We start from the raw sequence: 13,550 nt of genomic DNA, 5'->3' as shown, positions 1-13,550 counted from the left end.
AGGAGACCCAGTGAGTGTCACCGCTGCCAAGGGCTTCACGGCCTCCGGCATCGCCGCAGGCATCAAGCAGAACGGCAACCCGGACCTGGCCCTCGTGGTCAACACCGGTCCGCGCCGCGCCGCCGCGGGCGTCTTCACCTCCAACCGCGTCAAGGCCGCGCCCGTCCAGTGGTCGCAGCAGGTCCTCACAGCCGGTGAACTCGCCGCCGTCGTCCTCAACTCCGGCGGGGCCAACGCCTGCACCGGCCCCAAGGGCTTCCAGGACACCCACGCCACCGCCGAGAAGGTGGCCGACGTCCTCGGTGTCGGCGCCGGCGAGGTCGCCGTCTGCTCGACCGGCCTGATCGGTGTGCTGCTCCCGATGGACAAGCTGCTGCCCGGCGTCGAGACCGCCGCCGCCCAGCTCTCGGAACACGGCGGCGAGAAGGCCGCCATCGCCATCAAGACCACCGACACCGTCCACAAGACGTCCGTCGTCACCAAGGACGGCTGGACCGTGGGCGGCATGGCCAAGGGTGCGGGCATGCTGGCCCCCGGCCTCGCCACCATGCTGGTCGTCGTCACCACCGACGCCGACGTCGACAGCGCCGTCCTGGACCGGGCCCTGCGCGGCGCCACCAAGGTCACCTTCGACCGCGTCGACTCCGACGGCTGCATGTCCACCAACGACACCGTGCTGCTGCTCGCCTCCGGCGCCGCGGGCGTCACCCCGGCCGAGGACGAGTTCGCCGCGGCCGTCCGCCAGGTCTGCGACGACCTGGGCCAGCAGCTGATCCGGGACGCCGAGGGCGCCAGCAAGGACATCAAGGTCGAGGTGATCAACGCCGCGACCGAGGACGACGCCGTGGAGGTGGGCCGCTCCATCGCCCGCAACAACCTCCTCAAGTGCGCCATCCACGGCGAGGACCCCAACTGGGGCCGGGTGCTCTCCGCGATCGGCACCACGGGCGCCGCCTTCGAACCGGACCGGCTCAACGTCGCCATCAACGGCGTCTGGGTCTGCAAGAACGGCGGCGTCGGCGAGGACCGCGAGAAGGTCGACATGCGCTACCGCGAGGTGCACATCGTCGCCGACCTCGCCGCGGGCTCCGAGACCGCCACGATCTGGACCAACGACCTGACCGCCGAGTACGTCCACGAGAACAGCGCCTACTCGTCATGAGCACCCGTAAGCACACCGCGCTGCCGAAGGCACAGATCCTCATCGAGGCGCTGCCCTGGCTGACCCGTCACCACGGCCGGACCGTCGTCATCAAGTTCGGCGGCAACGCCATGGTGAACGAGGAGCTGAAGGCCGCCTTCGCCCAGGACGTCGTCTTCCTGCGGCACGCCGGCCTGAGGCCCGTCGTCGTGCACGGCGGCGGCCCCCAGATCAGCGCCGCCCTCGACCGGCACGGCATCGTCAGCGAGTTCAAGGCCGGCCTGCGCGTCACCACCGAGGACGCGATGGACGTCGTCCGCATGGTGCTCGCCGGGCAGGTGCAGCGCGAACTCGTCGGTCTGCTCAACCAGCACGGCCCGCTGGCCGTCGGCCTGACCGGCGAGGACGCGCACACCATCACCGCCACCAAGCACCTGCCCCGGATCGACGGCGAGAGCGTCGACATCGGGCGGGTCGGCGAGATCACCGCCATCGACAGCGGCGCGATCGAGGCCCTGCTCGCGGACGGCCGTATCCCGGTCGTGTCGTCCATCGCCCGCAGCCAGGACGACGGACACGTCTACAACGTCAACGCCGACACCGCGGCCGCCGCCCTCGCCGCCGCCCTGGGCGCCGAGACCCTCATGGTCCTCACCGACGTCGAGGGCCTCTACGAGGACTGGCCGAACAGCGACGAGGTGATCAGCCGCCTCACCGCCTCACAGCTGGAGAAGCTGCTGCCCGACCTGTCCGCCGGCATGGTCCCGAAGATGGAGGGCTGTCTGCACGCCGTACGCAACGGCGTGCGAACCGCCCGCGTCATCGACGGCCGGGTCCAGCACTCGATCCTGCTGGAGATCTTCACGGACGAAGGCATCGGCACGATGGTCGTGCCCGACGGAGCCGATCAGGGGGAGTCATGAGCAACCAGGAACTGACCGCGCGCTGGCAGGGCGCCCTGATGAACAACTACGGCACCCCGCGCCTGCCCCTCGTGCGCGGTGAGGGCCTGAAGGTCTGGGACGCCGACGGCCGGGAGTACCTCGACTTCGTCGGCGGCATCGCCACCAACGCCCTCGGCCACGCCCACCCGGCCGTGGTCGAGGCCGTCGGCCGCCAGATCGCCTCCCTCGGCCACATCTCCAACTTCTTCATGGCCGAGCCGACCGTCGCCCTCGCCGAGCGGCTCCTGACCCTGTTCGGCCGGGACGGCAAGGTCTTCTTCTGCAACTCCGGCGCCGAGGCCAACGAGGCCGCGTTCAAGATCGGCCGGCTCACCGGGCGCACCCACATGGTCGCCACCCAGGGCGGCTTCCACGGCCGCACCATGGGTGCCCTGGCCCTCACCGGCCAGCCCGCCAAGCAGGACCCCTTCCTGCCGCTGCCCGGCGAGGTCACCCACGTCCCCTACGGCGACGCCCAGGCCCTGGCCGCGGCCGTCACCGAGGACACCGCGCTGGTGATCATCGAGCCGGTCCAGGGCGAGAACGGCGTCGTCGTGCCGCCCCCCGGCTACCTCAAGGCCGCCCGCGCCATCACCGCCGCCACCGGCGCGCTCCTCGTCCTGGACGAGGTGCAGACCGGCATCGGCCGCACCGGCCACTGGTTCGAGTACCAGGCCCACGAGGGCGTCCTGCCCGACGTGGTCACCCTCGCCAAGCAGCTCGGCGGCGGCCTCCCGCTCGGCGCCACCGTCGCCTTCGGCCGCGCCGCGGAGCTGCTCCGGCCGGGCCACCACGGCACCACGTTCGGCGGCAACCCGGTCGCCTGCGCCGCGGGCCTCGCCGTCCTCGACACCATCGCGAGCGAGGGGCTGCTGGCCGCCGTCAAGCGGCAGAGCGAGACCCTGCGCGCCGGAATCGAGGCCCTCGGCCATCCGCTGGTCTCCCATGTCCGGGGCGCCGGCCTGCTCCTGGGTATCGTGCTCACCGAGCCACTCGCGCCCCAGGCGCAGCAGGCGGCTCAGGACGCCGGTTTCCTGGTGAACGCGCCCGCTCCCGATGTCGTACGGCTCATGCCGCCGCTGATCATCGGCGACGAGGAAGTGGAAGCGCTGCTTCAGGCACTGCCCGGCATTCTTGACGCGATCGGGGACGGACGAGCCGGAGAATGAGACGACGATGAGTCACGCGCAGGACCACGAATCGACCTCCGGGCCGGCCGTGCCGCAGACCCGCACCGCCCGTCACCGGCGGATCGTGGACATCCTCAACCGGCAGCCCGTGCGGTCCCAGAGCCAGCTGGCCAAGCTGCTCGCGGACGACGGACTGACCGTCACGCAGGCCACGCTCTCCCGGGACCTGGACGAACTGAACGCGGTGAAGATCCGCAACACCGACGGCGAGCTGATCTACGCCGTGCCGAGCGAGGGCGGGTTCCGCACCCCGCGTGCCCCGCTGGGGGAGTCGGCCAAGGAGGAGCGGATGCGGCGGCTCTCCCAGGAGCTGCTGATCTCCGCGGAGGCGTCCGCGAACCTCGTGGTGCTGCGGACGCCGCCGGGGGCCGCGCAGTTCCTGGCCTCGGCGATCGACCAGGCCGAACTGCACGACATCCTCGGGACGATCGCCGGGGACGACACGCTGATGCTGATCAGCCGGAACCCTACGGGTGGGCAGGCGCTGGCCGACCATCTGCTGAGGCTGGCCCAGAACGGTCACTGAGGGGCGGGCCAGGACGGCCGGTCCGCCCCGCAGGGCCGCGCGTCGCTCAGCCGAGCCAGGCCGCGAGGCCCTGGGTGCAGCGGACCTCGTCGCCCGCCGTGATGAGGAGGCCTTCGGCGTCGGGGAGGGACTCCAGCCAGGCCAGGCCTTCGCGTGAGCCCATCGCGAAAGCCGCCGTGGCCCAGCAGTCGGCCCAGGTCAGAGACGGCGCCACGACGGTCACCGCCAGCAGGTCGGTCACCGCGGAGCGGCCCGTGCTCGGGTCCGTGATGTGGCTGCCGCGTTCGGCGGTGCCGGAGGTGGCGACCGCCAGTTCGGGGGCCGTGCCGGCCGAGATCACCGCCGCCAGGCCGCCGGGCCGCAGCGGGTCCGACACCCCCACCCGCCAAGGGCGTTCGGCACCGGGAGCGCCCAGCAGCTGCACATCCCCGCCGCCGTTGACACTGACCCCGGTCGCCCCGGCGGCCGTCAGCCGCCGGGCGGCCCGTTCCGTCGCCCAGCCCTTGACGATGCCGGTCGGGTCCAGCCGGCCCGCGTAGGACGTGCTGAACCAGCCGTTGCTGACCCGCTCGGCCCGCGCGCCCAGCGCGAGCACCTCGGCGACCTCCGGGGCGCACTCGGCCAGGGAGACCTCGCCACGGGCCAGCCGGGAGAGCTGACTGTCCTCGCGATAGGTGCTGAACACCTCGTCGGCCCGGTGCAGTTCGGCCACGGCGTCGGCCAGGGCCGCCCGGACCGCATCGGGGTCCCCGCCGCGGACGTCGAAGGAGAAGACCGTCCCCATGACCTCTTCCGTCCGACGTACCGCGGCGGGAGCCGGTGACCGGTCGCCCTCAGGCACCGGAGACCTGGTCGAGAGCCGACTGGAGGGACTGCCGGTAGCCCTCGCTGGTGTACGTCGCTCCCGAGACCGTGTCGATCTGCGCGTTCTGCGCCGCCACCGCCGCCTGGTTGAGGCGCGGCACGGCGTTGTTGCTGATCTCCGAACTGCGGCCGCCGCTGGGCGCCTGCACCGCCGCGGCCTGCGTGATCTTCCCGCCGACGACGGTGACCCGGACCTGGACGGGCCCGTACTGGGTGCGGGCGGCCGTGCCGGTGACGGTGGTGCCGGCGGGGACCTGGGCGCCGCCCGCGCCGCCGCCCGCCGCACCGCCCGCCGCACCGCCCGCCGCGCCGCCCTGGGCGACGGGCGGCGGGGCCGGGACCTGCGCCGCCGCGCTGGCCGGGTCCGTCCCCGGCTTCAGCGACAGCAGCAGCACGATCCCGGACACGGTCGCGGCGGTGGCCAGCACGAAACGGCGGACGGGGTGGTTCTTCTTCATCGAAACTCCTGGCGCGCCCCCGACGGGGTCACATCTCGAAGGACTCGTGGTGGATTCGCCGGGCCGGGACACCCGCGTCCCGCAGTGCCTGGTACACCGACCGCGCGAACCCGGTCGGCCCGCACATGAACACGTCGTGGCGTTCGACGTCGGGGATCTTGCGCTGGAGGGTCTCCGCGGAGATGTCCGGCCGTTCCCCGTCCGGGCTGTTCACCGCGTACATCAGCCGCGCTCCGCGCTCGTCGGCGATCGCCGCCAGCTCGCTCCACAGCGCCAGGTCCTGGGTGCTGTTGGCCCGGTACAGCAGGGTGATGTCCCCGGCGGCGCCGGGCAGCGTCTCGAACAGGGCCCGCATCGGCGTGATGCCCACCCCGCCCGCGACCAGCAGCACCTTGCCACGGCTGCGCCGCTGGGCGGTCAGCGCCCCGTACGGCCCCTCGGCCCACACCCGGGTGCCCGGGGTGAGGTCGCGCAGCCGGGAGCTGTGGTCGCCGATCGCCTTGACGGTGATCCGCAGCAGACCCGGCCGGGGCGCCGCCGACAGCGAGTACGGGTGGGAGCTGAACCGCATGCCCGGCGCGAGGAACCGCCAGCGGAAGAACTGGCCCGCCTCCGCGCCCATCCGGTGCAGCTTGCGCCCGCTGATCAGCACGGACACGATGCCCGGGGTCTCCTCGATCACCGCCTCGACCCGCATCCGGTGCCGCAGGTTCAGCCGGACCGGCGTCAGTACCCGGTACCAGATCATCAGCGCGGTGACCCCGGCGTACAGCCCGGTCCAGACGGTCTTCGCGATCGGCTGCACGGCGAAGTCGTTGCCGGTGGCGATCTGGTGCCAGAACGTCAGGAACACCGCCGCGTACGTCAGCAGATGCACGTGGTACCAGGCGTCGTACGGCAGCCTGCGCCGCACCCCGCCGACCGAGACCAGTCCGATGAGCAGCAGCAGACCGGTACCGATGGCGGCCTTGCCCATGTCGGGCAGCTCGGTCACCGACTCGACCGTCTGCGCGACGATGTCGCCGAAGCCGCGGCCGGACTGGAGGGCGTAGCCCCACATGGTGAGCACGACATGGGCGATGACGAGGCAGAGGGTGTACCGCCCGCTCATGGCGTGCCAGCGCGCGACCCGGTCGGACCCGACCCGTCGCTCGAGAGCGGGCACCCGGGCCATCTGGAGCACCACCAGCGCCATCAGATAACCGGCGATCAGCCCGGTGATCCGGCCCGCGTTCAGGATCCAGCCGGCCCTGTCGGCCACGGCGGGAGTGTTGTCCCACCACAGCCAGAGCACGGCGGCCGCGCCCGCCCACAGGCCGAACAGCAACGGCACCGCGGGCGAGCGGCGGGGCCGAATCCGACGCATGGTCTGCCGCCTGGCGGCCCGACCGCTTGCGAGGGTCGTGGTCACGGTTCCTCCGGGAGCGGGGACTTGTGTCTTCCCTGGGCCCTGAGATACGCAAGGGAACGCCGAGCCGTTCAGCGACCACCGCGGGACGTGGCTGCCCGGACGTGGCTACGCGGGTGTGGCTACCCGGGCATGGGCGGCAGCGGCAGGGGCAGCCCCGGGAGGCCGTCGAGGCTCGTGGCGATGTGCTCCTTCTTCTCGAAGTACGCGCTCAGCGAGGCGTCGTCCTCCCGCTCGAACCGCCGCCCGTGCAGATCACGGTCCTGCTCGTAGGACATGAACGGCACCGCGTACCCGCAGCTGTCCCGGATCACCTCCGCGGTGACCACGACGATCGCCCGCAGCCCGTGGTGCGCCGGATCGATCCCGTCGAAGCGCGCCAGCAGCTCCCCGAAGCGGGGGTCGTCCCGCAGTACGGCCTCCCCGTGCCCGTGCACCCGCACGATGTTCGGCGGCCCCTGGAAGGCGCACCACATCAGCGTGATCCGTCCGTTCTCCCGCAGATGCGCGACCGTCTCTGCGGTGGAACCGGCGAAGTCCAGGTACGCCACGGTGAGTTCGTCGAGCACGACGAAGGAACCCCTGAGACCCTTGGGGGAGAGGTTGACGGTGCCGTCCGCCGCCAGCGGGGCGGTCGCGGTGAAGAAGAGCGGCTGCTGCTCGATGAAGGTCCGGAGCCTGCCGTCTATGCGTTCGTAGGTTTTTCCCATGATCAAGGATTCTCCGGGGGCGGGGAACCTCTGTCCCTCGAATATCGCCACCGGCGGACAGCACCCCCGCCACGACCACCGACTTTGACGAATCATGCAAAGGTCTGCATACTCATGCATACCAACGACGACATCCTAGGAGCAGTGCAGTGAGCAGCAGCAGCGGTGACGTACGGCTCTGGGGCGGTCGTTTCGCCGACGGTCCCGCCGAGGCCCTGGCGAAACTGTCCGCGTCCGTCCACTTCGACTGGCGGCTCGCCCCCTACGACATCGCCGGTTCCCGCGCCCACGCGCGCGTGCTGCACAAGGCGGGCCTGCTCACCGAGGACGAGCTGACCCGGATGATCGCGGGCCTGGACCAGCTGGAGGCGGACGTCGCCGACGGCTCGTTCACCGGCACGATCGCCGACGAGGACGTCCACACCGCCCTGGAGCGGGGCCTGCTGGAGCGGCTCGGCCCCGACCTCGGCGGCAAGCTGCGCGCCGGCCGCTCCCGCAACGACCAGGTCGCCACGCTGTTCCGGATGTACCTGCGCGACCACGCGCGCGTCGTCGCGGGCCTGATCGCCGAGCTCCAGGACGCGCTGATCGGTCTCGCCGAGGCGCACCCGGACGTGGCGATGCCCGGCCGCACCCACCTTCAGCACGCCCAGCCGGTGCTGTTCGCCCACCATGTCCTGGCCCATGTCCAGGCCCTGTCCCGGGACGCCGAGCGGCTGCGTCAGTGGGACGAGCGCACGGCGGTCTCGCCGTACGGCTCCGGCGCCCTCGCGGGTTCCTCGCTCGGCCTGGATCCGGAGGCGGTCGCCGCGGACCTCGGCTTCGAGCACGGCAGCGTCGGCAACTCCATCGACGGCACGGCCTCGCGGGACTTCGTCGCCGAGTTCGCCTTCATCACAGCGATGATCGGGGTGAACCTCTCCCGGATCGCCGAGGAGGTCATCATCTGGAACACGAAGGAGTTCTCCTTCGTGACCCTGCACGACGCGTTCTCGACGGGCTCGTCGATCATGCCGCAGAAGAAGAACCCGGACATCGCCGAGCTGGCCCGGGGCAAGTCCGGCCGCCTCATCGGCAACCTCACGGGCCTGATGGCCACGCTCAAGGCGCTCCCGCTCGCCTACAACCGTGACCTCCAGGAGGACAAGGAGCCGGTCTTCGACTCCATCGACCAGCTCGAGGTCCTCCTCCCCGCCTTCACCGGCATGATGGCCACCCTCACCGTGCACCGCGAGCGCATGGAGGAACTGGCCCCGGCCGGCTTCTCCCTGGCCACCGACATCGCCGAGTGGCTGGTCAAGCAGGGCGTGCCCTTCCGGGTGGCCCACGAGGTGGCGGGCGAGTGCGTCAAGGCCGCCGAGGCCGAGAACAAGGAACTGGACGAGCTGACGGACGAGCAGTTCGCCAAGATCAGCGCCCATCTGACCCCCGAGGTCCGCACGGTCCTCAACGTCCCCGGCGCCCTCGCCTCCCGAAACGGCCGCGGCGGCACGGCCCCCACCGCGGTGGCGACGCAACTCGCAGAACTCAAAACCGACGTCAGGACCCAACACGCCTGGTCCACCGCCAAAACCCCCACCCAGTAACCCACCCCTCCCCGCCTTGCCCCCGCGCCCTGAAGGGGGCGCGGGGACAACGCCCCAAAGGGGCGCGGGGAACTGCGCAATCCCACGGCCAACGGCCAGCCACAGACTCACGGAAGCCCCCACCCCCCCAAGGGGCGCGGGGAACTGCGCAATCCCACGGTCAAGGGTCAGCCACAGACCCACGGAAGCCCTCACCCCCCAAGGGGCGCGGGGAACTGCGCAAACACCCCCCACCACCCGGCAGCCGCAAACCACCCCCCACAACCACCCCGCGGCCGCGAAACTGCCAAGCCGTCACAACAGAACATCGCGGGTTACGTTGGTCGAGGCCCCACCGGAGCCAAGCCGGAGCCAAGCCGGAGCCCAACCGGGGCCAACCGCAGAGCGAACCGCAGAGCCAAACGAACGGAGCCCGCGATGCCCTTCGCCCGCCTCGCCCAGGCCACCACCCCCACCTGCCACCTAGGCCTGGGCCTCGCCGCGGTGGGCCGACCGGGCTACATCAACCTCGGCCGCGACACCGACCTCCCAGAGGACCGCACGGTCGAAGCCCTGAGGACCCGCACCCACGAACTCCTCGACGCGGCCTACGCCCAGGGCGTCCGCTACTTCGACGCGGCCCGCTCCTACGGCCGCTCGGAGGAGTTCCTCGCCGACTGGCTGAACACCCACCCCAACGCCGACGACATCGTCATCGGCAGCAAATGGGGCTACACCTACACCGCGGACTGGACCACGGACGCCGAGCACCACGAGGTCAAGGACCACAGCCTCGCCACGTACGAACGGCAGCGCGCCGAGACCGACGCCCTGCTCGGCGACCACCTCGACCTGTACCAGATCCACTCGGTCACCCCGGACAGCCCGGCGCTCACCGACAAGACCCTGCACGCCGAACTCGCGGAGGCGGCCGCGCGAGGCGTCTCGGTCGGCTTCTCCACCAGCGGCCCGGCCCAGGCGGACGCGATCCGCGCCGCGCTCGCCGTGACGGTCGACGGCGAACCCCTCTTCCGTACGGTCCAGTCCACGTACAACGTCCTGGAGACCTCCGCCGCCCCCGCCCTCGAAGAGGCGCACGACGCCGGACTCACCGTGATCGTCAAGGAGGGCATGGCGAACGGCCGCCTTGCGGACCCGCACGCCCCGGCCGCGCTGAAGGCGGTCGCCGCGGAGAACTCCCTGGGCTGCGACGCCGTCGCCCTCGCCATGGTGCTGCGCCAGCCCTGGGCCGGGGTGGTCCTCTCCGGCGCCGCGACCACCCTCCAGCTCGCCTCCAACCTGCACGCCCCCGTAGTGGACCTCGACGACGAGCAGCTCGCCCGGCTGACCGCGCTCGCCGAGGACCCGCACACGTACTGGGAGCAGCGCAGCCGACTGCCCTGGCACTGAAGCACCACGAAACACCTGCATCCCCACACCTCACACCCACACCCACGACCACCGACAGCCATGAGACGCGCCCGCCCGCAATGAGACATCAATGTCTCACATGGGCTATGCTCGTCTCATGGCTGTCGACCGTGACCTCGTGCTGCGCACCGCCGCCGCGCTGCTGACCCGCAAAGCGACCGCGACCATGGACGAGGTCGCCAAGGCCGCCGGCATCAGCCGCGCGACCCTGCACCGGCACTTCGCGGGCCGTGACGCGCTCGTCCGAGCCCTGGAGTCCCAGGGGATCGCCGAGTGCGAGGCCGCCCTGGACGCGGCCCGTCTGGACGAGGGCAGCGCGAGCGACGCCCTGCGCAGGCTGGCCCGCGAGATAGAGCCCGCGACCGGACTGCTGTCGTTCCTCTACAGCGAGAACCAGTTGTTCGAGGGCGAGGGCCAGAACGAGGGCTGGGCCCGGCTCGACGCCCGCGTCGCGGCCCTGTTCCGCCGCGGCCAGGGCAGCGGAGAGTTCCGCATCGACCTCAGCCCGACCTGGCTCACCGAGGCGCTCTACGGCCTGTTCGCGGCCGGTGCCTGGGCCGTACACGACGGCAAGGTCGCCCGCAACGACTTTCAATTCATGATCGTCGAGCTGCTGCTCGGCGGTGCGCTACGGAGAGAGGAATCATGACCAGCACCCTGCGGCCGGCGTCCACGACCGAGGCGGTGAAGCGCCCGGGCCGCTGGCTGGCGCTGTCCGTGCTCGTGCTCGCCGTGCTGCTGGTGGCCGTCGATGCGACGGTCCTCGGTCTCGCGACTCCCTTCATCAGCGAGGATCTCAACCCCACCGGCACCCAGCTGCTGTGGATCGGTGACGTCTACTCCTTCGTGATCGCCGGTCTGCTCGTCACCATGGGCAGCCTCGGCGACCGCGTCGGCCGCAAGCGCATCCTGCTGGTCGGCGCCACGGCGTTCGGCGCGATATCCGTGCTCAACGCCTACGCGACGACCCCCGAGATGATGATCGCGGCCCGCGCGCTGCTCGGTGTCGCCGGTGCCACCCTGATGCCGGCCACGCTCGCGCTGATCCGCAACCTCTTCCACGACCCGCGCGAGCGCAGCCTCGCCATCGGCATCTGGGGCGCGACGGCGTCGGCCGGTACGGCCGTCGGCCCGATCGTGGGCGGCTTCCTGCTGGAGCACTTCTGGTGGGGCTCGGTCTTCCTGATCAACCTGCCGGTCATGATCGTCCTGGTCCTCGTCGGCATCAGGACCCTGCCCGAGTCGCGCAACCCCCGGCCCGGCCCCTGGGACCTGGCCAGCGTGCTGCTGTCCCTGGTCGGCATGATCGCCGTGGTGTACGCGGTCAAGGAGGCCGCTTCGCACGGCCCGAGCGGGGAGGCGCTCGCCGTGGGCGCCCTGGGCGCGGCCGCGCTGTACGGCTTCGTACGCCGACAGCTCACCCTGCCGACCCCGCTGCTGGACATGCGGCTGTTCGCCCGCCGCGGCTTCAGCGGCGCGGTGCTGGCCGACCTGCTGACCGTGCTCGGTATGTCCGGCCTGGTGTTCTTCCTCTCCCAGTATCTGCAACTCGTGCAGGGCAGGCGCCCCTTCGAGGCCGGTCTCGCGGAACTGCCCGCCGCGGTGGGCGCGGTGGCGGCCGGTCTGGTCGCGGGCCAGGTGGCCCGTCGCCACTCGGTGCGCGCGGTCGTCTCCGGCGGTCTCGCCGCGGTCGGCCTGGCCCTGGGTGCCCTGGCGTTCATCGACCAGTCCACCGGCTACCCGATCCTCGGTGCGGCCCTGCTGATCGTCGGCGTCGGCGCGGGCTTCTCGTTCACCGTCACCGCCGACGTGATCCTCGGGTCCGTGCCCAAGGACCAGGCGGGCGCCGCGTCCGCGGTCTCGGAGACGGCGTACGAACTGGGCGCCGCTCTCGGCATCGCCCTGCTGGGCTCGATCGTGACGGGCATCTACAAGGGCTTCGCAGCCCCGGCCGGCACCCCTGCCGAGGCCCACGAGTCCCTGGGCGGCGCGGTCGAGTCCGCCGCGCACCTTCCCGCCACCACGGCCGAGCCCCTCCTCGACGCCGCCCGCCAGAGCTTCGTCGACGGCCTCACCTTCGCCTCGGCGGCCGGCGCGACAGTCCTCCTGGCCGCCGCGGCAGCAGCCTGGTTCATGCTCAAGAACCAGACCCTGGACCCCACCGACTAGAACAACGCCCCTCCTGAAGGGGCGCGAGGAACGGCGCGACCAGCCACTACGAGCCCGCACCCAAACACAACGCCCGACCGCCCCTCAGGGACCCGGCCGGGCGCACATCTCAAAACACCCTCTTCAAGGGGCGCGGGGAACGGCGCGACAAGCCACAACCAGCCCGCACCCAAACACAACGCCCGACCGCCCCTCAGGGACCCGGCCGGGCGCACCTCTCAGCTCAACAGCAGGCCAACACCCTGTTAGGGGCGCGGGGAACTGCGCGAACAGCCACAGCCAACCCGCACACACTCCCCGCCAGCAGCGAACCCCGCCCCACCGCGAACCGCTACGCGGCCTTCGCCTTGGTCGCGTACATGTCCACGTACTCCTGCCCCGACAACCGCATGACCTCGGTCATCACCGAGTCCGTCACGGCCCGCAGCACATACCGGTCCCGGTCCATCCCCTCGTACCGGGAGAACTCCAGCGCCTCACCGAACCGCACGGTGACCCGGCTCGGCCGGGGCATCCCCGCCCCACCCGGCTGGATCTTGTCCGTGCCGATCATCGCGAAGGGCACGACCGGCGCCCCGGTCATCAGGGTCAGGCGGGCGATACCCGTGCGACCTCGGTACAGCCGCCCGTCGGGCGACCGCGTCCCCTCGGGGTAGATCCCGAACACCCGCCCCTCCTCCAGCACCCGGCGCCCGGTCATCAGCGCGGCCACCCCGCCCTTGCCGCCGTCGCGGTCCACGGGGATCATGCCGACGCCGGTGAAGAACCAGGCCATGAGCCGGCCCTTGAGCCCCTTGCCGGTGACGTACTCGTCCTTGCCGATGAAGAACACCTGCCGGTCGCAGACCAGCGGCAGGATCATCGAGTCGATGAAGGTCACGTGGTTGCCCGCGAGGATGACGGGACCCTCGCCCGGGATGTTCTCCACTCCCTCCACCCGGGGGCGGAACATCAGGCGCATGATCGGACCGAGCACTGCCTTGATGAGGGCGAAGCGGGACAACGGGTCCTCCGGTGTCGAGGTGGACGACGGTGAATTCTGTATGAGTCTGTGCAGGTGAGGACGATACTCGCGGCCACGGGGGTTGCGCACATCGGGTTCACACACGTCTTACGCGAAATTGACCGCTGTTTACCTGCGGCG

Annotated in this window: 13 protein-coding genes; 8 read left to right on the top strand and 5 right to left on the bottom strand. The window is 71.4% G+C overall.

All coding sequences use genetic code 11. The annotated features are described in order from the left end of the window. Positions 1-10: 10 nt before the first annotated feature. From argJ to ACZ6SQ_RS03150, 4 genes are read left to right on the top strand one after another with little or no spacing between them, the layout of a single operon-like run. Positions 11-1,162, top strand: coding sequence for a bifunctional glutamate N-acetyltransferase/amino-acid acetyltransferase ArgJ (argJ, locus tag ACZ6SQ_RS03165; protein WP_469556175.1), 1,152 nt, complete (start codon positions 11-13; stop codon positions 1,160-1,162). Beyond that, positions 1,159-2,064, top strand: a complete 906-nt coding sequence (gene argB, locus ACZ6SQ_RS03160) for an acetylglutamate kinase (RefSeq protein WP_386377150.1) — start codon at positions 1,159-1,161, stop codon at positions 2,062-2,064. Before argJ ends, argB begins: the two co-directional genes overlap by 4 nt. After that, positions 2,061-3,254 carry an acetylornithine transaminase gene (locus tag ACZ6SQ_RS03155; protein ID WP_469556174.1) on the top strand — a complete coding sequence of 398 codons (1,194 nt, stop codon included), beginning with the start codon at positions 2,061-2,063 and terminating at the stop codon, positions 3,252-3,254. Before argB ends, ACZ6SQ_RS03155 begins: the two co-directional genes overlap by 4 nt. A 7-nt stretch (positions 3,255-3,261) precedes the next feature. Beyond that, on the top strand, positions 3,262-3,801 hold the full coding sequence (locus ACZ6SQ_RS03150; protein ID WP_469556172.1) for an arginine repressor: 540 nt from the start codon (positions 3,262-3,264) through the stop codon (positions 3,799-3,801). A 46-nt stretch (positions 3,802-3,847) separates the two neighbouring features. Here ACZ6SQ_RS03150 and ACZ6SQ_RS03145 read toward each other — a convergent pair whose 3' ends face one another. The 4 genes from ACZ6SQ_RS03145 to ACZ6SQ_RS03130 all read right to left on the bottom strand — a co-directional run bounded on the left by ACZ6SQ_RS03145 (position 3,848) and on the right by ACZ6SQ_RS03130 (position 7,241). After that, the gene (locus tag ACZ6SQ_RS03145) at positions 3,848-4,585 is read right to left on the bottom strand and encodes an FAD:protein FMN transferase (protein ID WP_469556169.1); all 738 of its coding nucleotides are present in this window, start codon (positions 4,583-4,585) and stop codon (positions 3,848-3,850) included. A 49-nt stretch (positions 4,586-4,634) separates the two neighbouring features. Then, positions 4,635-5,123: an FMN-binding protein gene (locus ACZ6SQ_RS03140; RefSeq protein WP_469556166.1), complete on the bottom strand. Its 489-nt coding sequence runs from the start codon at positions 5,121-5,123 to the stop codon at positions 4,635-4,637. A gap of 28 nt (positions 5,124-5,151) precedes the next feature. After that, complete coding sequence (locus ACZ6SQ_RS03135) at positions 5,152-6,534, bottom strand: ferredoxin reductase family protein (RefSeq protein WP_386377157.1); 1,383 nt, start codon at positions 6,532-6,534, stop codon at positions 5,152-5,154. A gap of 119 nt (positions 6,535-6,653) precedes the next feature. After that, positions 6,654-7,241 (bottom strand): pyridoxamine 5'-phosphate oxidase family protein, encoded by a 588-nt coding sequence (locus tag ACZ6SQ_RS03130; RefSeq protein ID WP_469556162.1) that lies wholly within the window; start codon positions 7,239-7,241, stop codon positions 6,654-6,656. Positions 7,242-7,390: 149 nt separating this feature from the next. On the opposite strand from ACZ6SQ_RS03130, the gene argH reads away from it, so the two are divergent. The 4 genes from argH to ACZ6SQ_RS03110 all read left to right on the top strand — a co-directional run bounded on the left by argH (position 7,391) and on the right by ACZ6SQ_RS03110 (position 12,406). Beyond that, positions 7,391-8,827 (top strand): argininosuccinate lyase, encoded by a 1,437-nt coding sequence (argH, locus tag ACZ6SQ_RS03125; RefSeq protein WP_469556160.1) that lies wholly within the window; start codon positions 7,391-7,393, stop codon positions 8,825-8,827. Between the two features lie 417 nt (positions 8,828-9,244). Next, complete coding sequence (locus ACZ6SQ_RS03120) at positions 9,245-10,216, top strand: aldo/keto reductase (protein ID WP_469556157.1); 972 nt, start codon at positions 9,245-9,247, stop codon at positions 10,214-10,216. 118 nt (positions 10,217-10,334) lie between these two features. Further along, positions 10,335-10,886: a TetR/AcrR family transcriptional regulator gene (locus tag ACZ6SQ_RS03115; protein ID WP_469556155.1), complete on the top strand. Its 552-nt coding sequence runs from the start codon at positions 10,335-10,337 to the stop codon at positions 10,884-10,886. After that, on the top strand, positions 10,883-12,406 hold the full coding sequence (locus ACZ6SQ_RS03110) for an MFS transporter (RefSeq protein WP_469556152.1): 1,524 nt from the start codon (positions 10,883-10,885) through the stop codon (positions 12,404-12,406). Before ACZ6SQ_RS03115 ends, ACZ6SQ_RS03110 begins: the two co-directional genes overlap by 4 nt. A gap of 331 nt (positions 12,407-12,737) precedes the next feature. Here ACZ6SQ_RS03110 and ACZ6SQ_RS03105 read toward each other — a convergent pair whose 3' ends face one another. Then, positions 12,738-13,409 (bottom strand): lysophospholipid acyltransferase family protein, encoded by a 672-nt coding sequence (locus ACZ6SQ_RS03105; protein ID WP_386377164.1) that lies wholly within the window; start codon positions 13,407-13,409, stop codon positions 12,738-12,740. Positions 13,410-13,550: the final 141 nt, after the last annotated feature.

Source organism: Streptomyces sp. NPDC048600 (assembly GCF_055587025.1).
Note: the sequence above shows the minus strand (reverse complement) of the source record. Positions and strands in the feature narration are given on the sequence as shown.